18 protein-coding genes and 7 pseudogenes are annotated in these 24,864 nt (G+C 43.9%); 6 read left to right on the top strand and 19 right to left on the bottom strand.

Annotated elements, in window-relative coordinates; translation table 11 throughout:
• Positions 1–188: 188 nt before the first annotated feature.
• The 14 genes and pseudogenes from G7Y90_RS05970 to G7Y90_RS05915 all read right to left on the bottom strand — a co-directional run bounded on the left by G7Y90_RS05970 (position 189) and on the right by G7Y90_RS05915 (position 11,685).
• The gene (locus tag G7Y90_RS05970) at positions 189–1,100 is read right to left on the bottom strand and encodes an esterase/lipase family protein (RefSeq protein WP_250163661.1); all 912 of its coding nucleotides are present in this window, start codon (positions 1,098–1,100) and stop codon (positions 189–191) included.
• On the bottom strand, positions 1,085–1,351 hold the full coding sequence (locus G7Y90_RS05965; protein WP_250163660.1) for a hypothetical protein: 267 nt from the start codon (positions 1,349–1,351) through the stop codon (positions 1,085–1,087). Before G7Y90_RS05965 ends, G7Y90_RS05970 begins: the two co-directional genes overlap by 16 nt.
• The gene (locus G7Y90_RS05960; protein WP_250163659.1) at positions 1,312–1,581 is read right to left on the bottom strand and encodes a hypothetical protein; all 270 of its coding nucleotides are present in this window, start codon (positions 1,579–1,581) and stop codon (positions 1,312–1,314) included. Before G7Y90_RS05960 ends, G7Y90_RS05965 begins: the two co-directional genes overlap by 40 nt.
• 225 nt (positions 1,582–1,806) lie before the next feature.
• Positions 1,807–3,387 (bottom strand): PhoX family protein, encoded by a 1,581-nt coding sequence (locus G7Y90_RS05955; protein ID WP_502937404.1) that lies wholly within the window; start codon positions 3,385–3,387, stop codon positions 1,807–1,809.
• 4 nt (positions 3,388–3,391) lie between these two features.
• On the bottom strand, positions 3,392–3,634 hold the full coding sequence (locus G7Y90_RS18895) for an alkaline phosphatase PhoX (RefSeq protein WP_502937418.1): 243 nt from the start codon (positions 3,632–3,634) through the stop codon (positions 3,392–3,394).
• The gene (locus G7Y90_RS18890) at positions 3,627–4,007 is read right to left on the bottom strand and encodes a hypothetical protein (protein ID WP_502937403.1); all 381 of its coding nucleotides are present in this window, start codon (positions 4,005–4,007) and stop codon (positions 3,627–3,629) included. The genes G7Y90_RS18895 and G7Y90_RS18890 overlap by 8 nt, the downstream gene beginning before the upstream one ends.
• Positions 4,008–4,255: 248 nt before the next feature.
• On the bottom strand, positions 4,256–4,900 hold the full coding sequence (locus G7Y90_RS05950; RefSeq protein ID WP_227697625.1) for a fumarylacetoacetate hydrolase family protein: 645 nt from the start codon (positions 4,898–4,900) through the stop codon (positions 4,256–4,258).
• Between the two features lie 272 nt (positions 4,901–5,172).
• Positions 5,173–5,897: pseudogene (locus G7Y90_RS05945) on the bottom strand (ABC transporter permease).
• A 12-nt stretch (positions 5,898–5,909) separates the two neighbouring features.
• Positions 5,910–6,644 carry an ABC transporter permease gene (locus tag G7Y90_RS05940; protein WP_045453595.1) on the bottom strand — a complete coding sequence of 245 codons (735 nt, stop codon included), beginning with the start codon at positions 6,642–6,644 and terminating at the stop codon, positions 5,910–5,912.
• A gap of 457 nt (positions 6,645–7,101) precedes the next feature.
• A pseudogene (locus tag G7Y90_RS05935) lies at positions 7,102–7,951 on the bottom strand (transporter substrate-binding domain-containing protein).
• 159 nt (positions 7,952–8,110) lie between these two features.
• On the bottom strand, positions 8,111–9,037 hold the full coding sequence (locus tag G7Y90_RS05930) for a transporter substrate-binding domain-containing protein (protein ID WP_109590919.1): 927 nt from the start codon (positions 9,035–9,037) through the stop codon (positions 8,111–8,113).
• A gap of 32 nt (positions 9,038–9,069) precedes the next feature.
• The gene (locus tag G7Y90_RS05925; protein ID WP_173936682.1) at positions 9,070–9,870 is read right to left on the bottom strand and encodes a transporter substrate-binding domain-containing protein; all 801 of its coding nucleotides are present in this window, start codon (positions 9,868–9,870) and stop codon (positions 9,070–9,072) included.
• Positions 9,871–10,181: 311 nt separating this feature from the next.
• The gene (locus tag G7Y90_RS05920; RefSeq protein WP_045443533.1) at positions 10,182–10,979 is read right to left on the bottom strand and encodes an ABC transporter ATP-binding protein; all 798 of its coding nucleotides are present in this window, start codon (positions 10,977–10,979) and stop codon (positions 10,182–10,184) included.
• Between the two features lie 382 nt (positions 10,980–11,361).
• Positions 11,362–11,685: a hypothetical protein gene (locus G7Y90_RS05915; protein ID WP_250163658.1), complete on the bottom strand. Its 324-nt coding sequence runs from the start codon at positions 11,683–11,685 to the stop codon at positions 11,362–11,364.
• Between the two features lie 449 nt (positions 11,686–12,134).
• On the opposite strand from G7Y90_RS05915, the gene G7Y90_RS05910 reads away from it, so the two are divergent.
• The 5 genes and pseudogenes from G7Y90_RS05910 to G7Y90_RS05890 all read left to right on the top strand — a co-directional run bounded on the left by G7Y90_RS05910 (position 12,135) and on the right by G7Y90_RS05890 (position 16,502).
• Positions 12,135–13,436, top strand: coding sequence for a glutamate-5-semialdehyde dehydrogenase (locus G7Y90_RS05910; protein ID WP_201604682.1), 1,302 nt, complete (start codon positions 12,135–12,137; stop codon positions 13,434–13,436).
• Between the two features lie 269 nt (positions 13,437–13,705).
• On the top strand, positions 13,706–14,386 hold the full coding sequence (locus tag G7Y90_RS05905) for a guanyl-specific ribonuclease (RefSeq protein ID WP_250163657.1): 681 nt from the start codon (positions 13,706–13,708) through the stop codon (positions 14,384–14,386).
• A gap of 177 nt (positions 14,387–14,563) precedes the next feature.
• Positions 14,564–14,752, top strand: a pseudogene (locus tag G7Y90_RS05900) (barstar family protein); the annotation flags it as partial.
• Positions 14,753–14,841: 89 nt separating this feature from the next.
• Positions 14,842–16,145 (top strand): annotated as a pseudogene (gene gltS, locus G7Y90_RS05895) (sodium/glutamate symporter).
• Between the two features lie 183 nt (positions 16,146–16,328).
• Positions 16,329–16,502 (top strand): DUF2164 family protein, encoded by a 174-nt coding sequence (locus tag G7Y90_RS05890; RefSeq protein WP_250163656.1) that lies wholly within the window; start codon positions 16,329–16,331, stop codon positions 16,500–16,502.
• 204 nt (positions 16,503–16,706) lie between these two features.
• Here G7Y90_RS05890 and G7Y90_RS05885 read toward each other — a convergent pair whose 3' ends face one another.
• From G7Y90_RS05885 to G7Y90_RS05860, 5 genes and pseudogenes are all read right to left on the bottom strand, one after another.
• Positions 16,707–17,102 (bottom strand): hypothetical protein, encoded by a 396-nt coding sequence (locus G7Y90_RS05885; RefSeq protein WP_045455374.1) that lies wholly within the window; start codon positions 17,100–17,102, stop codon positions 16,707–16,709.
• A 298-nt stretch (positions 17,103–17,400) separates the two neighbouring features.
• On the bottom strand, positions 17,401–18,141 hold the full coding sequence (locus tag G7Y90_RS05880; RefSeq protein ID WP_045455371.1) for a type 1 glutamine amidotransferase: 741 nt from the start codon (positions 18,139–18,141) through the stop codon (positions 17,401–17,403).
• 90 nt (positions 18,142–18,231) lie between these two features.
• Positions 18,232–19,486: pseudogene (gene glyA / locus G7Y90_RS05875) on the bottom strand (serine hydroxymethyltransferase).
• Positions 19,487–19,944: 458 nt separating this feature from the next.
• A pseudogene (locus tag G7Y90_RS18885) lies at positions 19,945–20,446 on the bottom strand (chorismate--pyruvate lyase family protein).
• A 61-nt stretch (positions 20,447–20,507) separates the two neighbouring features.
• Positions 20,508–21,889, bottom strand: a pseudogene (locus G7Y90_RS05860) (GNAT family N-acetyltransferase).
• 734 nt (positions 21,890–22,623) lie between these two features.
• Here G7Y90_RS05860 and G7Y90_RS05855 point away from each other — a divergent pair.
• A complete protein-coding gene (locus tag G7Y90_RS05855) occupies positions 22,624–24,843 on the top strand; it encodes an NADP-dependent isocitrate dehydrogenase (protein WP_109592386.1) in 2,220 nt (739 codons plus the stop codon).
• Positions 24,844–24,864 lie beyond the last annotated feature (21 nt).

The raw sequence follows: 24,864 nt of genomic DNA, 5'->3' as shown, positions 1-24,864 counted from the left end.
ATTTAGTGCAGCTCGCTTAGTAATAAAAAAACCCTCAAGTATCATGCTTGGGGGTTTTTAATGTCATGGCTTGAAATTTATGACTGACGATATAACTGGTTTCGAGCACGCTTAATTGGCTACTTCATCCACTTCTGGATAAGAATAGATACGACTATCAAGCCCATACTTTGCATCATGGGCATCGCCTAGCCTATTATCCAACAGCCAAGCAATAACTTGCTCATGTATGTACTATCGCTGTAGATTAAATTCATGTGATTGACTCCATAAAAAATCGCCTTATGTCCCTCTGGTACTGCTAGCGTATGCTCTTCGGTATATTCGCCGAGCGCTGACTCTACTGAGACCAACCCGTCCCCAAGCAAACTTGTGGTCTTAGATTCATAATGAGTTTCAATCAAAGCTGCCGCCACTAAATAGGTGTTCACATGCAGGGGCAAACGCGTGGGATGACGAAACTCTGCTGGCAGCACGCTGCGCCCTTCGGTAGACTTCCAATCAGCATCGCGAATACTGCCGTAACGTAAATCTATAATACCAGCGCTACGCAAGTCGCCCAATTTAGCCAATGATCCTGCAAAAGGCAGCTTAGCGATTTTATCTTGAACAAAATGTCCAATCTGCTCCAAGCTTGCGCCATGATGCGGTGAGCCTAAGGTGACAAGATTGCCTACGCGTTTGACCCAGCTAAAGCCCTGCTCTTTACCATAAAATAGCGCACTACGGCTCAACAAACCGCCCATACTATGACCGATTAAATCTATCTGAGTGACGTCGGGATTATTCTCAACCAAATCTTGCAAAACTTTTGCAAAGCTACGTCCGTTGCTAGAAATACGCCGACCCGTATTATAGTTTAAATACAGAACCGTCGCTTTTGGCAAGTGCTTGACCAACGCTTCACCCAAATTGCCTTCTCCAGATACCTGCCAGCTCAAGTGACTCATACAAAGCCCATGGCATAAGATAATAACACGCCCTGACAGCGCGCCACTTTGTACACGATTGTATTCATCGTATAGCACCATCGATACTGCCAATGGATTGTGATGAGTGATAAGATGATCGCCCATGACGCCATTTAGAATATTGACCAAGCGACGTAAGTTTTTGGGTAAAGGTTGTATTTTTTGGGTTTAGAAACAGTGTTATAAAGACGCAGCCCTGAGGCAAGATTATTGCCCACCAATTGCATCGTATAACGCACCGTGCCATAAATCCGCCCCGTGATACCGCGCTGCCAGTGCTCAATATTGCCTTTATTAAACCGCCCTAAAGGACGCAGCAGAATCTCACGATGGATAGCCTCTACAATATCAGTGACTTCCACCACGCCCATCGTTGCCAACTGAGCCAATCCTTCAAAAAATCAACCAAAGTAATGGGCTGATGCGGTTTACTATAGCTGTTATCTACCGTCTCGGCGCTCAGCTCATCGACATAGATATATTCGAGTTTCGCCAACTCTTCATAGACATCGCCCTGAAAACCTTCACCAGTATCCGACTCAATAGCAGTTGGACGCCGAGTGGTGGCAAATAAATCATGAATGATTTCTAAAGGTTTTGGACTGGTCATAGTGTTAACATATCAAGCAGTTGAAAGGATTTTCCATACTATCCTGTAATTGTCATAAACAGAAGAGAATGATTTAACTATCAAGTATCTTTATTGTCAAAGAAAGGCGCTATCCTTTAATACCAATGCTTGCATATTAATAACTATCCTCCAAAATACAAAATCCCAAGCCATGACTTGGGATTTTTTTGTTGAGAAAGACACATTACTCATGCAAATGTCTAACTAGACAAACGACTCTGCCAGTATGACGTCGCCATCTTCACGCGTAATCATTACGGTCGCTGAGCGCGGCGTACTGCCTCCAGCAATAGCGCCCCAAGTATTACCCGGATGCTGAATATTGATAAATAAGGTTTTAAAGTCAGGAGCCATGGTAATACCTGTGACTTCACAGCCTTCAGGACCGACAAAAAAACGTTTGATATTGTCATTACTAGCAGGCATCCCAACTCGTGTTTGTTGTCCTGCTGAGGTCGTTATGGCTGTCCCATCACTGACTTTACCCGGCAGCGCCGCCAGTAACATACAGCTGGTGGTATCGGTATAAGCGCCATCATCGGTCTGAATCCACAATACGCCACGTGGATCAAAGTACAAACCATCGGGAGAAGACAAATCATTGCTATCATTTAACTGTGACAAATTTTCTGCGGCCAGATCATAAGGCGTAGCAAACAGATAAATATCCCACTCAAAACTCATGGCCGCATGATCACCACCTGCTTCTGCCCAGCGAATGATATGACCGTTGTCATTACCTGCCGCTTTTTCACCTGCCTGATAGCTACGCGGATTAGAGGCTGACACAGGTTGATCTTCGCGTACGCCGCGGTATTTATTATTGGTCAATGTGACGTACACCTCACCAGTCATAGGGCTAACCGACACCCACTCTGGTCGATCCATTTTGGTGGCGCCGACCACATCTGCTGCGGCACGAGCAAAAACCAACACCTCATCCTGTCCATTAAAAGGCAATACCGTATTGGAAGCATCCAGTCCGTTTTGACTATGGACGAGTGCTTTCCACTCACCGCTGCCATCTTCATTAAAGATAGCAACATAGAGCGTCCCATCATTCAAATATTTATCGCCCGCTTTTAAGCCACCACCGATATCACTATTTGACCATGTGGCTTTGGAGACAAACTTATAAATATATTCGCCGCGAGCATCATCGCCCATATAAAAAACCACCGGTTTGCCTTGTTCAACGGGCGCATAAGCACAGTTTTCATGGGCAAAACGTCCCAGTGCCGTACGTTTTTGCGGCATAGAGTTTTGGTCAAACGGGTCAATTTCGGTGATATAGCCAAAGGTATTAAAGCCATTACGATAATCGTCAGCAGCACTGGTACCGACGGCGGTCATATCCCAGCGCGAAAATTCATCGGCTATCTTGGCATCTTTGGCTTCAGGTGTGTGCCACAGATACTCCCAGCCTGGGAAATCCTCTGTTGCACCGTAGCGCTCGCGACCATAGTTTTGCCCATCACTTAATTGGCTAGCATCTTGCCCACGGGCGAATACCCCTAAAAAGTTCTCTTCGGTGGTCAGATAGGTGCCCCAAGGTGACAAACCTGCACCGCAGTTATTATTGATGCCGCGCGTCTGAAAGCCTGTCGGATCAAACTTAGTCTTGACCAAATCAGAGCCAGCAACGGGCCCTGTTAACTGCGCCGTACTACTACTCGTGAGACGGCGATTATATTTCGAATCAGCCACCATCTCATAACCCTTACCATCAGTACGTTTGGTCATCTCGACCACCGCAACACCATGGCAATTAACCTCACGGCGCACATCACTAGCAAGTCGACTTTTTAAAGATGGGCGCGGCGTTGTTATCTTGGATCACATGATAGCCAAACGGACTCAGCTCATTACTGTTTACATATTCATGATTCATCACTAGCAGCCCATTCTCTGCCGCTTTGGCATCATAAGCGCCGCCCTTTTTACCAAAGAACCACATGCCATCATGGTTATCACCCATGCGCCATTCGAATGACTCTGCCGACTGCTCTCGGTTGTCTTTCCAATCATCGATACCAGATATCAGCGGCGTACCAAGTGGTAATAATCATCTCGGCTTTATAGCCTGCTGCCACGCTCATCGTTTCGGCAGTTGAATGCGCCACTGCCGTAAATTTCAAAGTCTCAGGACGTTTGAGATCGCCCTGTGCAGGGATAGCCGCGTTATTATCAGTATTGTTGATAGGACTGCTGTCATCATCATCGCTACAGCCAACCAAAGGTAGCGCCCCAAAAAAAGCCGCCGCCGTCAATCCTGTGCCACCCTTTAGGATACTACGACGATTTAAACGACGACTAATAATGGTTTGAAAATCGATATTGTCAGTCGGATTAGAGTCTTCAACGACTTCATGGGCAAGTGGTTGTTTATTATTCAATAATGTCATTATCAGTCACCTTGCTGTTAGGCTGGATTGGCGGAGAGTTGGTCGCGGCTTTACAATTATCACTACAAAATACGAATTACGCCTAAGTCTACCGAGAGTTTATGACAGAACGTTGAAACATAGATGACAGTCTCATGACAGCACTGTGTAAGCACCTCATAAAACGAAAAAATCCCAAGCGTTAACTTGGGATTTTTTGATAGCGTCGCTGCATTTGACGACTGATAAAATAGTACTGCTATAAAAATTTATTGAACCTGCGCCTGCCATTCATGGGCACCGAGCTTCAATTTTAACGCATCGCCTGCTTGTAATATGCCAACGCCGCTTGGCGTTCCAGTCATAATCACGTCACCTGCTTGTAAGCTAAAGGCATGGCTAATCTCTGCCAGCAATTCATAAACTGGGAATAGCATCAAAGCACTATCACCATCTTGCTTCAGCTCATCATTTATATAAAGCTGATATTCGACATGACTAAAATCACCAAACGCTTGCGGATCAATCCAATCGGCAAGTACACAGGCACCATCAAAACACTTAGCACGCTCCCACGGATGACCTTTCTCTTTGAGCTTACTTTGCAAGTCACGTAAGGTCAAATCCAGCCCCAAAGTCACGCCACCAATCGCTTGCTGTGCTTGTTCAAGCGTGGCTGCCGATAAGTCTGCTGCTAATTGTACACACAGCTCAGCTTCATAATGGGTCTCACCATATATCGCTGGATTGGGACGGACGATATCATGACGCACACTGACCAATGACGATGCTGGTTTCATAAATAAGATGGGTGATTTTGGTATCTCATTGCCAAGCTCGCGGGCGTGCTCCGCATAGTTACGACCGACACAGACCACCTTGCCGATGGATGCACGTACGCTATCGTTAACCATTGCGATGCTCGCGTCATCATTGACGCTGGCAGCAATCGCATTGATTAAAGACATATGGGGTGATTGGCTCATACTAGGCACTCACAGCAGATTATTGATAGGTTGGTCATACATACTGCACTATCTGTCGCTATTTTTCTAGGGCTTATCTTCATTTTAAAAGTAGCCATAAAAATGAGATAAATGGCAGTTAAACAAAAGAATAGCGGGTTAATATTAAGATATTAACCCGCTATTTCATTGATTTTTTAGCATTATTTTGAGCCAAACCATTAAGGTATGGTGTTGGTCATTACATCAGGCGGTACATAGCTTGTGTGGCGATTCATTCTTTTTTCAAACAACCTAAAGCTAAACAAAATCACCCATGATAATAAAAGGTAAATAATACCAGCAGCGAAGAACAGCTCCATCAAGGTATAAGTTCGCGCACTAATGGTTCGAGCGACACCCGTGATATCCATCAAAGCGATGGTTGACGCAAGCGCACTGCCTTTTAGCATAAAGATCACTTCATTGCTGTAGGCTGGAATGACAATACCAAAGGCACGGGGTAAGGTAATACGCGTAAGCTTTTGCCATTTCGACATACCGATAGCGTCAGCTGCTTCGAGCTCACCAACAGGAATGGTCTGAATCGCACCGCGAATGATTTCTGCCAAATAAGCACTGGTATTCATGGTAAAGGCAATGATGGCACACCAATACGCTTGACTGAGCACAGGTTCCCATAAGAACGAATTCCGTATAGCCTCAAACTGTCCTAGACCATAATAAATCAAAAATATCTGTACCAGCAGTGGCGTGCCACGGAAGAAGAAGATATAAGAAAATGGTAGTATCTGTACCAGCCAGTTTTTTGACAAGCGCAACTGGGCTAAAACCAAACCAAAAATAGACCGATAATACCTGAGATAACTACCAGCTGTACGGTCAATACTGCCCCGTTTAATAAATCAGGAATACTATCAAAAATGACCTGCCAATTCCAATCCATAGTATCTCTCCTCTATCCTATGGTCGATTGACGGTGGGTTGACTGACGGCTCAGCTTTTTAGCGTAGCGTGCCGCTGGATTGGCGCGCCATTCGAGCCACATCATAAAACCAGTAATCAACATGGTTAAACCCAGATAAATAATCGCCGCTGCCATATAAAAAGTAAATGGCTGCTGCGTTGATTGGGCGGCACGTGATGCCTGATACATGATGTCTTTGAGACCCACGACCGATACCAATGCGGTATCTTTGAGCAACACCAAAAACAAATTGCCCAATCCTGGCAACGCAATCTGCCAAACTTGTGGCAAAGTAATGCGATAAAACGTCTGGAAAGGACGCATACCAATCGCTTGCGCCGCCTCCTTCTGCCCTATTGGAATCTCTTGGATCGACATGCGAAAAATTTCAGTCGCATAAGCGCCAAACGCGATAGACAACGCCATCACGCCACCCCAAAAGGCACTGATCTCAACATATTCGTTATAGCCGAATTTTTTGAGAATCGTCATCAGCAGCATAGAGCCACCGTAATAGATAAACAATACCAATAGCAACTCTGGAATACCGCGCATTGTCGCCGTATATACAGTCGCAATTTTACGCAGCAGCCAGACATTGGACAGCTTAGCTGTGGCACCGAGCAGCCCTAAAGCCATGCCAATGACTAAACTGGTCATGGCAAGCTTGATGGTGACGGTAGCGCCGCTCAGTAGTAGCGCGCCAAATCCTTGTAAATCAAACACAATTATCCACTCAGTCTCTTTATATTAGCAATTTGCAAAATATGAGTTAAAAGAATCAGCATCAATCGCTGAGCGCTGCTGATAAGCGTATTTTATACCAAATAGACCTTGGTGCTTTGCGTCATAGATCGACGTCAAATCAATACGATTATTGCGGCGGAAATTGACACAGTAGAAATGAGCGCTGATTTTATCATATTCGCTGCCAGCTATGTTAATACTCACACGTAAAAGCAGTGCTTAAATAGACGCTTATCTTCTTAAAACACATTAGATTAGTCATATTTTTACAAACCGAACAGTCAATATCACAAGACCGAACTATTTTTTATAAAAAACAAAAAAAGGATATCGCTATTGAAGCAATACCCTTCCTATGAAATGGAATTCAAATTAACCTATTAAAAATCACCATTCTCACGGTTACGACGCAACAGTACTAAATGTATTTTAAGACTTATTCAGCAGGTTTTTCTGCCGGCTCAGTAGTGACCGTTGAGCTTGACGCTGGAATCGCAAAATATTTTGATTGATTTTATCGTAAGTGCCATCGGCTTTATTGACCAATGACTTATTAATTTTTGTTTGCAATGCATCGCCTGGACGCACCGCGATGGCAAAATTATCATTGATGTCAATCTCTTGACCTTTGAGCGCATACTGACTGCCTGAGGTGGAGCCAAGCCATTCTAGCGCTGGCAGCTTATCAGACACCATCGCATCAACACGATTCGAACCCAAATCCAAAAACGCATTACTTAGCGTGTCATAAAGCTTCATGTCAGCATTCGGATAAACCTTTTCTAACCACTGCGAAGAAATGGTCGAGCGCTGAGCGGCAATAGAATGCGCATTGATATCATCGCTATTATTGGGATCGAAGCTGCTGTCTTTTTTGGCCAAAACACCAAGGTATTGCTAAAGTACGGCTCTGTAAAGCTGACTTGTTGCTCACGCTCAGGCGTCACCGACATGGCGGCCACAATCGCATCGTACTTACCCGCTTTTAGACCCGGGATGATACCGTCCCAATCTTGCGCTGTGATTTCACATGTTACCTTCATATCGGCACAGATAGCATTGGCAATATCAACATCAAAACCACCAAGGGTGCCATCCGCATTGGTATAGTTAAAGGGAGCATAAGCGCCTTCGGTACCAATACGCAAGACATCACCCGTCGCTGCGGTCTCAGCGGCGTCTGGGCTGACATCATCATTTGCATCATTTTGACCATTGCTACACCCTACTAAGGTTAAAAGCGCCGCCATCGCAAGCAAGGGCGCTGAAAAACGTCGCGCCTTGATGCCATTGATAACGGATGCGTTCGCGATTGCACGGTGTTGGTCAAAATGGTTGTTCATGATCATCCTTGGGGTTTGTGAGTAAAGTAACACTCATCTCTATGAGTGAATATCGCCATACGTGACAGCCATATCAGCCGAGCACAGAGATGAGCTATGATATTAGTTAGTCGCCGCTTCAGCTGATTCTTCTTTCACTTCAACAGCATCATCACCTTCAACCACCATCACTTCTTTTACGTCGGTGGTTGCCACGGCTTTTTGCGCAGCAGCAGTAGAGCTGGTGCCAAAATAGCTGCCTGTGATTTGGTCATAAGTACCGTTTTCTTTTAATTCAGCCAACGCTTTATTGAACTTAGCGACCAATGGATCGCCTTTACGAAGCGCGATACCCATGGCATCTTCGTCGGTGCTGATTTCTTGTCCTTTTACTTCATAATCTTTGCCAGCATCCGTTTTTAGCCAATCGATGCCAGTGACTTTATCGGACATCATTGCCCGTACGCGACCTGAAGTCAGATCCAGATACGCATTGTCCTGGGTATCATAAAGCTTGATATCAGCATCTGCATGTTCATCCTGCAAGTACTGTGAAGCGACGGTTGAGCGCTGTGAGGCAATGGGCTGACCTTTTAATGCATCGACGCGAATGTCATCACCTTTTTTACCAATCAAGATAATGCCAGTGTGAAAGTACGGGTCAGTGAATTCAACCACTTCTTTACGCTCAGGCGTGATCGACATACCTGCGATAATTGCATCGAATTTTTGGGCATTTAGACCAGGAATGAGACCATCCCAATCTTGTGAGATGACTTCACATTTTGCTTTCATTTGTGCACACAGAGCGTCGACCAGCTCAATCTCATAACCAATTAACTTGCCATCAGCATCGGTATAACTGAACGGCTTATAGCTTGATTCGGTGGCAATTTTTATGTTCATAGGTGCATCGGCTGTGGTGTCAGCTGCCGCCCCATCTTCTGGCGTGGCGCTATTATTACAACCAGCCAGCATAAGCATCGCGGCACTTAATGGCGCAAGCCAAAGCGCCTTAGTTTTTAATGATGATGTCATTGATATTGTCATGTTTGCTATTCCTTCATTTTTCAATCAGAAGATTATTGACCAAAGTTCGCTTGCTCAAGACGTGCCAGCTCACCGTTACTACGGATTTCGCTGAGTGCTTTATTAAAGTCGTCTCTGAGTGCGTCACCTTTACGAACAGCAATGGCAATATTGTCGTCATTGTCAATTTCGTCACCAACGATACCAAAGCCTTCAGGGTTGTCTGCCAACCATGATTTGGCAGAGACTTTTTCCGCCAATACTGCATCGCTACGACCAGACTTTAGATCCAGATAAGCATTGTCATAATTGTCATACAACTGCACAGTATTGCCGTCTTTGCCTTCATAGTTATCTTGTAAATAAGCGCCAGGCGTGGTTGAACGTTGACCACCAAGTGTCAAGTTTTTGATCGCCATAGGATCAAAACTGCCTTTGGTATCGGTCAGCCAAACCATCGTATTGGCAAAGTAAGGCTCGGTAAAGTCGACTTTTTCTTGACGCTCAGGTGTAATAGACATACCCGCAATCACTGCATCATATTTTTGTGCTAAAAGACCCGGAATAATACCATCCCAATCTTGAGCGACGATTTCACATTTGGCTTGCATCTGTTTACACAAGGCATTGGCAACGTCAATATCGTAGCCTGCCAAGCTGCCATCAGCATTGGTGTAGTTAAAAGGAGGATAAGCACCTTCGGTCGCGATACGAATGGTCTTGCCAGCCGTTTCTGCTGCAGTGGCGTCAGTGTTGCTATCAGTAGTTTCATTAGCCGGTTGACTACAGGCGCTCAGCATCAATGCGGCGGTAACGGTCATCGATGACCACAATAGGCGAGAATTCGACATCATACATTCCTTAAATTCTGATGGGTTTTTAATGTAGGGTTCTGATATTTTGTTCTCTGACGTCCCTGCCAGACAAGCAATATAGATAGCAGAATACACAAGCAGCCGTCATTATCGACCACCTGTAAACCTTTTGATAATACCTGAGTAAAATATCAAAAACAAACGTTTTACATACCGACTGTTATTAACGAGTAATAAACGGTCAACGCTGCTTACTAAGCAGTAATTTTATGCTTAAAATAAAATGACGATAGGGTGGTAAGAATATTACCACCCCATTTTTGCATATAAAACGGATACTAAATACGAGGCTAGTTCTGACGATGCGATGCCATAAAGTCTTTGACACGCTCAGAGGTAGGATTATCAAAAACTTGCTCAGGCGTGCCAATCTCTTCAATCACGCCTTGATGCAAGAACACCACTTTGCTTGATACTTCTCTCGCAAAACGCATCTCATGGGTGACGATAAGCATAGTACGCCCCTCTTCTGCCAACTCACGCATGACAGCGAGCACTTCATTGACCAGCTCAGGATCTAAGGCTGAAGTTGGCTCATCGAATAGTAGCACCTGTGGCTGCATGGCAAGGGCACGGGCAATAGCGACACGCTGACGCTGACCGCCAGATAAATTCGCTGGATAGGCGTCTTTTTTATCAAGCAAACCGACTTTATCGAGCAGTTTTTCAGCATCGCTAATGGCTTGATCTTTTTTAATCTTTAAAACCTGCGTTGGTCCTTCGATGATGTTTTGCAAAATCGTTTTGTGCGGCCACAAGTTAAAGTTTTGGAAGACAAAACCCACGCGCGCGCGCAAGTTTTCCAATTGCTTAATATCGACCGCTTGCAGCTCACCTGACTTGGCAGGCTTGAGCATCAGCTCATCATTACCGATAATAATACGACCTTGATTGGGCTTTTCAAGCAAATTAATGCAGCGCAGCAAGGTAGATTTACCTGAGCCTGATGAGCCCAAAATAGAGATGACATCACCGTCATATGCGGTAAGGGACACTCCTTTTAGCACTGCCAATGAGCCATAGCTTTTATGGACGTCTTGTAAATCTAAGGCGATAGGCCGAGTCGGATCTTTTGCAATATCAAGCATGGTTCAGCAGACTTCCAATAAATATGAGTGAAAACACGAATAAAAATAAATAAAAATAGCGGCATAGGCAGCATAAATAGTATCAGCATCAATCATAGCATTATTGTGATAAGGCTATGATTCGTGACACAAATAGAAAAAATGTCATATTGTCTCTTATTACACAGCAAAAAGGCAAATCCTGTATTGAACCAGATGCTCAATCAGTGGTAAATAAATATTAATAAGACACTAAATAGCTAACACAAAAAAGCCCAGACTGTATTTACAGCGCTGAGCCTTATTTTATCACTTTCGTGTACTGGGCGTAGTTTTATCTGATTATCTAGTTTTATTCGCTTATATCATCAACTAATGATAATCAGTTAATCAAGATAGCGATTTAATACGTTGAGACATGTTCTTCGCTCTCAGTGCCGTCCAGCACTTCGGCGTCATCTGCTGTTGCCACCGCCACATCATCATTACTACCCACTGCCATGCCATCATCGGCGCTAGCAACTGCAATATCATCGCCATCGCCTGCTGTCGCAACACCAGTAGCTTCATCCTCTACTGCTGTTTGTGCATCAACGGCTGGATCAGTTTCCATAGGGGCTTCTTCTTTCTTACCGCAAGCGCCCAATGTCAATGCCGCAGCAACCAAACCAACTGTTAGCAAGCTTTTACGCGTGGTGTTGTCGATAGTGTCATTTCTAATAGCCATTTTTATTCTCCATCATTATTTCATTTATTGAATTGTATTTGACGAGCAGCCATTCGTACATGAATGTCTGCCCTTTAATTGCTTTTTGATGCACCGTTAAGCTCTACTATACGTATGATTAATGCTAGCTACCTTAGTAGTTACAACGCAGTTCTGTTAAAACCACGTAACCGCAAACTTGCGTTTTTGCTTTCTCTGAAGTGATGTTTGTATCATGAAATGGCAAGGACTCAGTAATGGTAAAGTCAGTAAAATGACGCGACGACAATGCTCATAAACGCTATGTAAAGCAGGCACTGTTCACAAAATCATCTTTACTATCGCCTCAATCTCCTCTATGTTAAATAGCATAATACCTGACAGGTATCAAAATCATCTTTTTGCCACATTTTCGCCTTTTTGGGCGCTTTCATTTGCTTAAAACATTTATAACATAAGGAAAATAATTTATGAGTCAATCGAATACCACAGACGTTACTGCGTATATGCAAGCTGTCGGCAAACAGGCACGAGCTGCTTCTCGTGTGCTGGCTGCGGCAAACACTGGTGACAAAAACTCAGCATTAATGGCGATTCATGATGTGTTAAAAGAGGCCAAATCAGATATTTTGGCCGCCAATAAAATCGATATGGATAATGGACAAAACAACGATTTAGAGGCAGCCTTACTGGATCGCTTAGCGCTAAATGATGCCCGCTTTGACGGCATGCTCCAAGGATTAAAAGACGTCGCTTCATTACCAGATCCCATCGGCGAAGTCACTGACATGACCTATCAGCCATCAGGGATTCATTTGGGTAAAATGCGGGTGCCGCTCGGCGTGGTCGGCATGATTTATGAGTCGCGCCCTAACGTGACCTTAGAAGCGGCTTCATTGGCGCTAAAATCAGGCAACGCTATTATCTTGCGCGGCGGCTCTGAAGCGTTTGAATCCAATCAAGCGATTGCCAAGTGTATCTTGGAAGGACTACAAAAAGTCGGGCTGTCTGAGCACAGTGTGCAAGTATTACAAACGACAGATCGTGCTGCTGTCGGCGAGCTGATCACCATGACAGACTATGTTGATGTCATTGTCCCACGCGGTGGCAAAGGATTGATTGAGCGTATCAGCCGCGATGCTCGCGTTCCTGTCATCAAGCATTTAGATGGCAACTGCCATACCTTTATCGATAGTGATGCGAATGCCGAAATCGCCATCAAGGTCAGCGTCAATGCAAAAACCCATCGCTACGGTACGTGTAATACTATGGAGACGCTATTGATCGACGAATCAGTCGCGGGTGCGCTATTGCCAAAGATTGCCGAAGCCATCATCGCCGCTGATGATGCGATGCAATTGCGCCTTGATGACAAGTCGCAAGCCATCTTAAATGACAATGCTAAGCTTGCTGGTCATCTGTCTGCAGCCACTGCTGAGGATTGGGATACCGAATATTTAGCGCCTATCTTAGCGGTAAAAGTTTTGTCAGGTATTGACGAAGCCATTGAACATATCAACACTCATGGCAGCCATCATACCGACGTTATCATCACCGACAACTATACCAAGTCGCAACGTTTTATCCGTGAAGTCGACTCAGCGAGCGTCATGATTAACGCCTCTAGCCGTTTTGCTGATGGCTTTGAGTATGGATTGGGTGCTGAGATTGGCATCTCGACCGATAAAATCCACGCTCGTGGCCCAGTAGGACTTGAAGGTCTCACCTCACAGAAATGGATCGTTTATGGTCATGGTGAGACTCGCGCCTAACGTCTTATCGCTTAGCCTATCATCCACTCTCTGATTTAACGTATAATCCACAAAAAAACGCCAGCTCAATTGCTGGCGTTTTTTAGTAGTGTCAAATATGTTATATATGCGGTATTAAAACATATGTATGGTAGAAGTCATGCGGCACGATAATGAAACAAGCGATAGGAAAGTGGGCTTATGCAGAGTGGTAAAATCAAGCACTGGAATTCAGATAAAGGCTATGGCTTTATCGATGTAGACAACCAAAGTGAAACGTGTTTTTTCATGTGAGTAAAGTGCGATTATCACAGCCGATAACCGTTGGTCAAAGCGTCTATTTTAATAGTGAGCGTAATGATAAAAACCAACTACGAGCCACTGAAGTCACTTCCAACGAATTGAGTATTTTAGCCACTCCAGACTCAAATATAACCAATCACTATTCAAATACTAGCAGCCGACACACCGCTATTGATAATAACAAAAACCCGCGACACACTACCCGTGACAATCGCCATAGTCAGCGTGGCAATCAAAACAAGAGAAGCTTAGGCTCTACCCTATTTAGTTTGATTGCCCTTATTGCCGTTGCTGTTTACTTTTTTGGTGATTTGTCGTCTGGGTTTTTGACCAATAGTATTGACCCAACAGCGGTATCACAAACCTCATCCGAGACCCAGCCAGTAAAGACAAGCGGCATCACGGGCGATGCTCAGATAGACAATACCATTGCCCTTATTCAAGGAGGCGGGCCTTTTCCTTATCCTCATAAAGATGGCACGACATTTTATAATCGTGAGGGCAGATTGCCCGCGCAGTCGCAAGGCTACTACCGCGAATATACCGTGCCGACCCCTGGCGTGTCACATCGCGGTGCACGGCGTATCGTCACAGGTGGTCATCCGCCGACCATGTATTACTTAACCGTTGATCATTATGATAGCTTTCGCAGACTGGACGTAAAATAATATGAGTAAAGCCATCCACTATATTAATCTGGGTTTTGACCAAGATATTAACCAAAAAACTACAGCACTAAATGCTAGCATGCCCGCTCAGACTGTTAACATACCGGTAGACGAGATACTCATAAAACCACATTAACAAACTTAGCCAATGCCTGTGATTTTCCCAGCTATTTTTCACATAACTGGGATAGCGCATGGGACTGTTTAACGGACAGCGAAGTGACTCACCTGATGCTGGATCTAACAGCGGTGAAAAAAATAAACACCGAAGATTTTAATGTTTTCAAAAGTATCATTGAAGATGCCTACAGAGATTTTGGCAAGCCGCAATTATGGGTTATTATGCCGTCCGTGGATGATGCCTAGTCGCCAATCACCACACAAACCTGAATTCGAGATAAAACCATATTTATCCCGAATTCAGGTTAATTTATTTTTATAGAAAGGATTAATATATGGAAATTACCCTAAACGGCTATTACACGCTGATACTAGCCACTCTAGTGCTGCTGCTTGGGCGCTTTTTGGTCAAGAAAATTAAATTCTTAGAAGATTTTAACATTCCAGAGCCTGTTGCTGGTGGTTTGGTCGCAGCAATAGTGGTCTATATTCTAAATATCATTTGGGGATATAGTTTTAACTTTCATCAAGGATTACAGACGGCGACCATGCTTATGTTTTTTGCCTCTATTGGTTTGAGTGCTGATTTTAGTAGACTCAAAGCCGGTGGTACGCCATTGTTGATTTTTACCATCGTTGTGTCCGTTTTTATCGTCTTGCAAGATGTCGTTGGTGTGGCCATGGCAAGCGCGTTGGGACTTGATCCACTACTTGGATTAGTGACAGGTTCTATCGCCCTGACTGGTGGTCACGGTACGGCAGGCGCTTGGGGTATCACCTTGGAGCAAGATTACGGTGTGGTCGGTGCAACGACGCTTGGTATCGCCGTTGCTACCTATGGCTTAGTCGCTGGTGGTATCATTGGTGGCCCTGTTGCCCGTCGCCTGATTCAAAAGCTGGGGTTAAAACCAACACCTGCCAATCCCAATCCTAGTGATATCGAAAAAGTCGCTGGTGCGCAGTCGCTTTATAGCACCAAACACGATGAAGATTCAGCGAGTAGTAATAAAGAAATTTTCGAAAGACCTGATAGCATGCGCTTTATCACCGCCTCTTCTACTATTGAGACATTGGCATTGTTTGCCACAGCGTTGGCCTTCGCCGATGTCATGACGCTTGTTGCCCAAGGCACGTGGTTGAGCTACCTACCTTCGTTTGGGCGTTGGCAGGTGGTGTGATTATTCGTAATGTCTTAACCACTATCTTTAATTTTGATATGTTTGATCGCTCTATCGACGTATTTGGTAACGCTTCTTTGAGTCTGTTCTTAGCCATGGCGCTGCTGTCATTGAAGCTATGGCAGCTGACTGATTTGGCAGGCCCTGTGTTGATTATCTTACTGGTACAGACGGTCATTATGGTTGTTTATGTCTATTTCATAACCTTTAAGGTGATGGGTAAAGACTATGATGCAGCGGTCTTGTCAGCTGGACATTGTGGTTTTGGTATGGGTGCGACGCCTACGGCGATTGCCAATATGCAGGCGGTCACGGATCGCTATCTGCCTTCGCCTAAGGCGTTTTTGATTGTGCCAATGGTTGGTGCATTCTTTGTCGATATCGTCAACGCGACGATCTTGCAGATATTTACTAACTGCCGTTTATGTAATTTTATAAGCAATAAAGTCGAATTAACCTGAATAAGGCTGGGCTACGCTATCGTAACCCAGCCTTTTTATTGGTTATTCAACCTTCCTATAAAGGTATGATTGAACTAAGCTAGATCATTACCTAGTATTGAGAGAATGATATGAGTAAGATAAACTTATCAAGTTATCGAAAGAAGAGGAGAAGAAGCGCTGTTAGATAATTTGAGAGATTATATGAGCGAAGAGTTTGATTTGGATATCGGTAATTTGCCTGCCAAGTTCTTATTCGATTTTATAGTGGACTTGATTGGCTCTAAAATATATAACCAAGCCATCGATGATGCTGAGAGGTTATATGAGAGGTTTATGGGCATATTAGAAGACAGTCATGCGCTGAAGAAGGATTAGTTTGCGTTGCGTCAAAACATTGTCATTTCACAAAAAATGAAAGCTAGATTAAAACATAAGCTCAACCCAAATCTCAAAAACTACTACCAATTTTAATCACAAAAAAACTGCCTAGTAAATGCTAAGCAGTTTTTCACATCAAACTAAGACGCTCAAATTTTAAAATACTTCAATTAACAAATACTTAAAGCAAATTTTTATATACTAAAGCGTAAACCCAATCACATTGAGCTTGTTCTCTTCTGCAAACTCAAATAACTTATGAACATGATTTAAATTCTCAAGAAATGTATTCAAACCTTCTTGGCTCTCTGCTTCGTAGTAACCGATGTCGTGTACCAATTTTTTTAAATCTGTCGCGGCAAACGCTCTGATAATCTTAGGTACGACTGCCATATCATATAATAGCCCGTCATGCTGATCATGCAGAGGCGTGCTGTTGTCTGTCAAAAATAACAGATAGCACAAGGCGTAATACCCCTCTCCCAACAGCTCAATCAATTCTTCCGTATAGTGTTCAACAGATGCTTGTTTCACATCCAAGTATTGGTTATCGCGATTTTCTCTTAGCTCATCAAGTGTAATACTACCATTGAACATACTTGCTAAATTTTCCTCACGAACACTACAAAAAAAAATGACATAGATGTAGAAATAGGCATCGTATTCTCCTTATCTGTTATTAAAAATAAGAACCACCTAGCAGAAGCTAAATGGTTCTTTCTTCAGTTCAATGAGATTGAATAAAAGATAGGTCGCAGGTTAAGTAATCAATAGCGAGTATTATGTAAGTTAAGTAAAACCCACAGTCTTGACTGGTTTGCTCATCTGTCATTTTAGCGCTTTTCTTTATACTGAATTTTCACCTGCTACAGATTATTAATCGCGTTTCACTGAATTATCTAGCTAGTTTATCTAGCATGGTCGAGAGCCATGCATTGTTATCTGCAATATACGTGTCCCCTAGTGCTAGGATCTCATCAGCCGCTTGCACAGAGTCAGGATGATCAATCATCGCTTCTTGTATATACGTCTGTCCATGCGACACCATATCTACCATACTCTTGTTAGTCACTTCAAAATGACATTGCCAACCAAGCACCCACGTACCTAATTCTTTATGCTTTGATGTTTGATAAACAAAACCTTGATTGGCCCAAGTATGTGACGTTGCTATTGGCATCGCGCCTTTGGGACACTCAAAACCATCGCCATGCCAATGAAATACAGTGAATTCATTCTTTGGCAAATCTGCTAGCAGCGGATGCGCAAGCCCCTGTTCGGTCAATTGAATGGGCAGCCAGCCAACCTCTTTTATGCCTGATGGCGCAACTTTCGCCCCCAAGCTATCTGCAATCAGTTGTGCACCCAAGCAAACACCAATCACGGTTTTTCCGTCATTAATACTTTGCTGAATGAAAGATTTTTCATCAGCTAGCCACTGAAAGTCACTTTCATCATGAATGCTCATTGGTCCACCCATAACGACTAACCAATCAAAACTGTCTTGCGCGGGTAATGGTTCATTTTTATAAAAACGTGTGACCGTAATACTATGGTCTCGATTATCTGCCCACTGCTTGATATGGCTGAGCTCTTCAAAATCAACATGGTAAAGAGCATGAATTCGTAGCATCATCAAATTATCCTTTTATTAAAAAATAAAAAACCGCCTAGCAAAAGCTAAGCGGTTTCTGTTATACAGCTCTCAAAAAGAGTCAGTTAAGACTTACTGATTTTTTTCGTAAACCGGTAACTCTTTGCAGATCGCTTCTACTTTACCGCGTACTTCAGTAGCGACGGCTTCATCACCGCGACTATCTAGTACATCACAAATCCAACCTGCCAAATCACCCGCTTGCGCTTCGTTGAAGCCGCGAGTAGTGATTGCTGGTGTACCGATACGAATACCAGAAGTCACGAACGGAGATTTTGGATCATTTGGTACAGCGTTTTTATTCACAGTAATATGCGCATCGCCAAGCCATTTGTCTGCTTCTTTACCTGTCATTTCTTGCTTAACGAGGCTGATCAGCATGAGATGATTTTCAGTACCACCAGAGATGATTTCATAGCCACGGTCTTGAACCACTTTTGCCATCGCTTTAGCGTTTTTGACCACTTGCTGCTGATAAGTAGAAAAGTTAGCTTCTAACGCTTCTTTAAAGCAAACCGCTTTTGCCGCGATGACATGCATCAACGGACCGCCTTGGTTACCTGGGAATACGGCAGAATTCAGCTTTTTAGCAAGTACTTCATCACGTGCCAAAATCATACCTGAACGTGGGCCACGTAGGGTTTTGTGCGTAGTCGTCGTAACCACATCAGCGAACGGTACTGGGTTTGGATAAACACCACCAGCAACTAGACCAGCAACGTGCGCCATATCTACTAGCAAATAAGCACCAACTTCATCGGCGATTTCACGGAAACGTGCCCAATCGACTACTTGTGAATACGCTGAAAAACCAGCAATACATTTTAGGCTTATGCTCTTTTGCCAAACTTTCAACTTGGTCATAATCGATAAGACCAGTGCCTTCGACCAAGCCGTACTGTACAGCATTGTAGTTAAGACCTGAAAAGTTAATGTGCGCGCCGTGAGTCAAGTGACCACCTGCGTCTAAGCTCATGCCTAGTACGGTGTCATTTGCTTCAAGTAACGCTAAAAATACGGCAGAGTTTGCTTGGCTACCAGAATGTGGCTGGACGTTGACGTACTCAGCACCGAACAACTCTTTTGCACGATCAATCGCCAATTGCTCTACAACGTCTACATGCTCACAACCACCATAGTAACGCTTGCCAGGATAGCCTTCAGCGTATTTGTTGGTTAGATCTGTACCTTGCGCTTCCATCACTGCTTGCGAGCAGTAGTTTTCAGACGCAATCAATTCGATATGGTTTTCTTGACGAACGCTTTCTGCAGCCATCGCTTCAGCAAGTACTGGATCAAAATCTTTGATAGAAATATCTTTAAACATAGTGATGTCCTAGGTAGTGACTGTCATTGAAAAATGTCGTTGAAAAGAAGCTTATAGGCTGCCCACAATAAAACAATTACTGTGTCAACGTCGCTCAAAGTACCAGCGGTACTTTTACGCTCAGTTTTATGGTATGACCATTATTGTGAATTGAGTCTATTAGCAAAGGTAAGTAGGAGTAAGCAGAGGCAATAGGCCTGTCATTAACTTGTCCAATTCGGCAATAAACTCGATACGCGTTGGCATCAAAATCATCGCTAAACATTAAGTGTAACATGAAAATTTGTACGGTGAGCGCAAAAAAACCTCACTGTAAGCTGAGTGAATTAAATGGTGATATAACGCAGATAAATAGCCAATAAAATAAATGGTTTACCGCTATCATATTGCTCCTACCCTGTTGTTGGTCAGCAGATTAGTAGAGACATTTATCTATTGACTGGCTACTTAATGGATATTTAACTGTCAGTAGCGACAAATGCTGGCAAAAAAGTTTCGCTGATCAGCAACTGGCGACCATACCAATCATAACGTGTTTGCCGTTGCCAACCCTCACTTGTCTGCTGGATAAAACGCTGATTGGGCAAAGTCCGACTGCGTTTAAATAACACATAACCGATGGGTGTGCCTTTGAGCTGCTGTAGACGGCGGGCGTGACCTTTGAGACTGGGTAACCAAAGATACTTTGCGCGGCCACCCACGGATGCTCGTCATTACCATATAGTTGCGCTTCACGCACCCATGCTAGCATGGGACGATTTAGCATGGCACCTGTGACATTCAATTGTTTTTTTGTGCCAATGACAGCAATCGGTAGCCCTCAAAGCTACGCTCCACGCGCAAGGGCTGCCCTGCTTTCACTTCCAACACCGCCGTGAGAGAGCCTGCGACATTGAGCCACGAGAGTAGCTCACTAGGAGGAGACAAATGGGTAAGACAAATAAAAGGAGTACTGGACATAGTTAACGGCTAATAGTGAATAATAAAAAAGAAAGCGAGCGTTAGGCGTATTAAGCAAAGCCTATTGAGTGGTATCAAAGGCTGGCATATTATCCGCATTAAAGGGCAATGCCTCAAACGCTTGCTGACGATACTGCGCCATATGCTCACGGTCTTGGGCGCAAAAATTGGCGATAGCTGGCACAAAACGTGGGTCATAAATACGGTGGATAGAGTGTGTCGTCGTTGGAATAAAACCACGAACCAGCTTATGCTCGCCTTGCGTACCCGGATCAAAATACTTAAGCCCTTGCTCGACGGCAAATTCAATACCTTGATAATAACACAGCTCAAAGTGTAAGCTGTCGTACTCACCCAGTGCCCCCCAATAGCGACCATAAAGAGTGGCATTTTCGCTATGGCGATCATCGTATAAAAACAAGCTACTGGCTATAATTTCACCAGAGGCATCTAACGCTTGTGCGAGCATTAAGTGCTCAGACATAGTCGCTGCCAGTGCCATAAAAAAATCTATCGTCAAATAAGGCTGTTGTCCACGTACTGCATAGGTCATCACATAACAATGATAAAAGGCTTTCCAGTCCTCGTCAGTAATAGCATCACCGCATTTACGTTGGCAGCTGATGCCTTGCTCAGCAACCTTACGACGCTCAGCACGGATGGTTTTGCGTTTTTTGGCTTTTAGCGTCGCTAAGAATGCTTCAAAATCAGCAAACGGTTGGCAGTCTTGTAGCAAGTCTTTATTTTGCCATAAGAACTGGCAGCCTTGACGTTCCAGTATAGGCATGTCAATTGCGGTTGATTCTAAACCATTATCTTGAGCGGCTAGCAAATGCGCTATATCAATATCAGTAGGCATAGATGCCGTCGCAATCTTTGCCAGCTCAGGCGTAATAAATAATCCATGCCAGCTTGAGGCACCTACTTGCTGAGCAATATCATCGACGCCTGCGATAGCTGTCTTTATAATGTCGGTGGTTAACGTCTCACCTTTTGCCAACCAAAGCCGCTGACCCGTAATCGGTGTATAGGGCACGCTAGTAACCAGCCTTGGATAATAATCCACCCCATAACGCGCATAGGCTTCTGCCCATGAATGGTCAAAACAAACTCGCCACGATGATGACCTTTGAGGAATACTGGCAACACCGCCACAGGATGCGCGACTGTTTGCGCAGCTTCGTTAATCGCAGAATGATTTTCACTATGGTTTTCACTATGGTTTTCACTATGATCAGCGTGGTCTATCGAGCTGCCGCTTTGACTATCTGCGACACGATGTACCAACACAAATATCGGCAACCAGCCTGCCTGCTCACCAATCGCGCCAGTGTCAGCTAACGCTTGCCAAAAAGCAAACGACATAAAAGGGGTATCGGGGGTTTGCCAGTCTGTTTGACTCTGCCAGCTGGTGTCATTGAGTAATGCATATTGTAAACTCATAATACTCACTATTTATTTTTATATGGGCGTAGTTTTTTATACCTTGTTTCGTATATGACTAGCCTAGCAAAATTCTACTCAAACTCTGTCACAATTATGCTCTCATAATTGTCAGATATTACGAATAAAATAGGTAACAATGCACTCTCGATAATAAAAGCTACCCCAGTAAAGTCACCTCTAAAAACATAGATAATTTGGTTTGTCAGCTCATGTCTGACAGAAGAGTAAGAATCACTTAGTCACGATTCATATCTATGATATGACTGGCAGTTTTTTGAATAATGATTGTATTATTCATCGTTTTATGATGAATATTAGCAGGCAGTGTTTGTATAGAAAGGATGAAATTTTTATCGATGACTGGTAGAATAAGGCTCTTAACAGCTTAATGTAATTAAGACATATTAGAAACAACCGAAAACACTACACTTAGTTCATTATGCGATATTGACATCGTATCAGATTTATAATCAGTTAACTATGATGTAGCGTCCGCACTCTATTTTTAAGTCATTCATATGAGCAGGTCGTTCAGACAAGACAGTCAAACTGCCGCTTAACGAAGAAAAATTCTAAGCAGACTCGATGGTCTCCAAGAAACTGGCTACAAAAAGCTCGCGACACATTATTTAGTATCGTTGCATGATCCATTATTACATCAGAGCTGCATGGAATTATTAACTTATATTTGAGCCTTATTATTAATTACAACTAAAAGGAATGCCCAACTAATGTCTAAAATTATTTATACAAAAACTGACGAAGCACCAGCGCTAGCAACCTTATCATTTTTGCCAATTGTAAAAGCCTTTACTCAAACAGCAGGTATCGAAGTTGAAACCAGCGATATCTCTGTTGCTGCCCGTGTGTTGGCTGAGTTTCCAGAGTACTTAACGGAAGAGCAGCGCGTTCCTGATAATCTGGCTGAGCTGGGTCGTCTGACTCAAGATCCAGACACCAATATCATTAAACTGCCTAATATCAGTGCTTCTGTTGGACAGCTAAAAGCTTGTATCAAAGAGTTGCAAAGCAAAGGCTACGCTATCCCTGATTTTCCAGATGATCCTAAGACAGAAGAAGAAGAAGAGATCCGTAAGCGTTACGGCAAAAGCTTGGGCAGTTCTGTCAACCCAGTATTGCGTGAAGGCAACTCAGATCGCCGTGCACCAAAAGCGGTTAAAAACTATGCACGCAAGCATCCACACTCTATGGGTGAATGGAAGCAATGGTCACAGACCCACGTATCGCACATGCACAGTGGCGATTTCTATGCTGGTGAGCAATCTATCACTTTGGATAAAGCACGTAGCGTACGTATGGAGCGTGTCGCTGAAGATGGCACTATTCATGTCTTCAAAACAGGCATTGCCTTGCTGGACAAAGAAGTCATCGACTTGATGTTTATGAGCAAAAAATCATTACTTGAGTTTTATGAGCGTGAAATGGAAGATTGCCGTGAAGCTGGTATCTTGTTTTCACTGCACGTAAAAGCCACTATGATGAAAGTATCGCATCCTATCGTGTTTGGTCATGCGGTCAAAACTTATTATAAAGATGCCTTTAATAAGCATGGCGCTTTCTTTGACGAGCTAGGTATCAACGTCAACAACGGCATGGCAAGTTTGTACGAAAAAATCGCTGAGCTACCTGCCAGTAAGCGTGAAGAAATCGAACGCGATTTACATGCTTGCCAAGTGCATCGTCCACGCCTAGCGATGGTTGATTCATCAAAAGGTATCACCAACTTCCATTCACCAAGTGATGTGATTGTTGATGCGTCTATGCCAGCGATGATTCGTTCAGGCGGTAAAATGTGGGGCGCTGATGGCAAAATGTATGACTGTAAAGCGGTCATGCCTGAGTCTACTTTTGCTCGTATCTATCAAGAAATGATTAACTTCTGTAAATGGCATGGCAATTTTGATCCAACGACGATGGGTACGGTTCCTAACGTTGGTTTGATGGCGCAAAAAGCCGAAGAGTATGGCTCTCATGACAAGACTTTTGAGGCGAGTGGTTCAGGATTGGCTCGTATTGTCGATGAAGATACTGATGAGGTATTGCTTGAGCAGCAGGTTGAAAATGGCGACATCTGGCGCATGTGTCAGGTTAAAGATGAGCCTATCCAAGATTGGGTAAAACTTGCCGTACGCCGTGCCCGTGAATCAGATACACCAGTTATCTTTTGGCTAGACCCTTATCGCCCACATGAGAACGAGTTGATCAAAAAAGTTCAAACTTACTTAAAAGATCATGATACTACAGGCCTGCATATTGAAATCATGTCACAGGTTCGTGCGATGCGTTATACGCTAGAGCGCGTTGCCCGTGGTCTGGATACTATCTCTGCAACTGGTAATATTTTACGTGATTACTTGACTGACTTGTTCCCAATTTTAGAATTAGGAACCAGTGCGAAAATGTTGTCAGTCGTACCATTAATGAAAGGCGGCGGTTTGTTTGAAACGGGCGCTGGTGGTTCTGCACCTAAACACGTTCAACAGCTACTAGAAGAAAACCATTTACGTTGGGATTCATTGGGTGAGTTCTTAGCCTTGACCGTCTCTTTGGAGCATTTGGCCAGTCACGATAACAATGCTAAAGCGCAAATCTTGGCGGATACATTGGACACGGCGACAGAGAAACTGTTGTTAAACAACAAAGGTCCATCACGTAAAACAGGTGAAATCGATAACCGTGGTAGTCATTTCTATCTGGCGATGTACTGGGCACAAGAGCTTGCAGCACAAGATAAAGATGCTGATCTAAAAGCAAAATTTGCACCGCTGGCAGAAAAACTTGAGAGCAACGAAGCTGCTATCGTCAAAGAGCTAAATGAAGCTCAAGGCAAGCCTGTAGACTTGAAAGGTTACTACTTGGCAGACGAAGCATTGGCTGAACAAGCGATGCGTCCAAGCACGCTATTCAATGCAGCAATCGCCTCATTGTAATTGAGTTGTGTGCTCATACAG

Origin of the sequence: Psychrobacter sp. WY6 (assembly GCF_018448495.1) — a bacterium.
GTDB lineage: Bacteria > Pseudomonadota > Gammaproteobacteria > Pseudomonadales > Moraxellaceae > Psychrobacter.
The sequence above is the reverse complement of the archived record's forward strand: the minus strand, read 5'-3'. Positions and strand labels throughout refer to the sequence as shown.

Excerpts from the sequence above, each read along its gene's own strand:
- G7Y90_RS05960 (WP_250163659.1), bottom strand. The coding sequence starts at position 1,581 with ATGACCAGTCCAAAACCTTTAGAAATCATTCATGATTTATTTGCCACC.
- G7Y90_RS18890 (WP_502937403.1), bottom strand. The coding sequence starts at position 4,007 with ATGACATTATTGAATAATAAACAACCACTTGCCCATGAAGTCGTTGAA.
- G7Y90_RS05950 (WP_227697625.1), bottom strand. The coding sequence starts at position 4,900 with ATGGTTAACGATAGCGTACGTGCATCCATCGGCAAGGTGGTCTGTGTC.
- G7Y90_RS05930 (WP_109590919.1), bottom strand. The coding sequence starts at position 9,037 with ATGACAATATCAATGACATCATCATTAAAAACTAAGGCGCTTTGGCTT.
- G7Y90_RS05925 (WP_173936682.1), bottom strand. The coding sequence starts at position 9,870 with ATGATGTCGAATTCTCGCCTATTGTGGTCATCGATGACCGTTACCGCC.
- G7Y90_RS05920 (WP_045443533.1), bottom strand. The coding sequence starts at position 10,979 with ATGCTTGATATTGCAAAAGATCCGACTCGGCCTATCGCCTTAGATTTA.
- G7Y90_RS05915 (WP_250163658.1), bottom strand. The coding sequence starts at position 11,685 with ATGGCTATTAGAAATGACACTATCGACAACACCACGCGTAAAAGCTTG.
- G7Y90_RS05910 (WP_201604682.1), top strand. The coding sequence starts at position 12,135 with ATGAGTCAATCGAATACCACAGACGTTACTGCGTATATGCAAGCTGTC.
- G7Y90_RS05890 (WP_250163656.1), top strand. The coding sequence starts at position 16,329 with ATGAGCGAAGAGTTTGATTTGGATATCGGTAATTTGCCTGCCAAGTTC.
- G7Y90_RS05885 (WP_045455374.1), bottom strand. The coding sequence starts at position 17,102 with ATGTTCAATGGTAGTATTACACTTGATGAGCTAAGAGAAAATCGCGAT.
- G7Y90_RS05880 (WP_045455371.1), bottom strand. The coding sequence starts at position 18,141 with ATGATGCTACGAATTCATGCTCTTTACCATGTTGATTTTGAAGAGCTC.
- G7Y90_RS05855 (WP_109592386.1), top strand. The coding sequence starts at position 22,624 with ATGTCTAAAATTATTTATACAAAAACTGACGAAGCACCAGCGCTAGCA.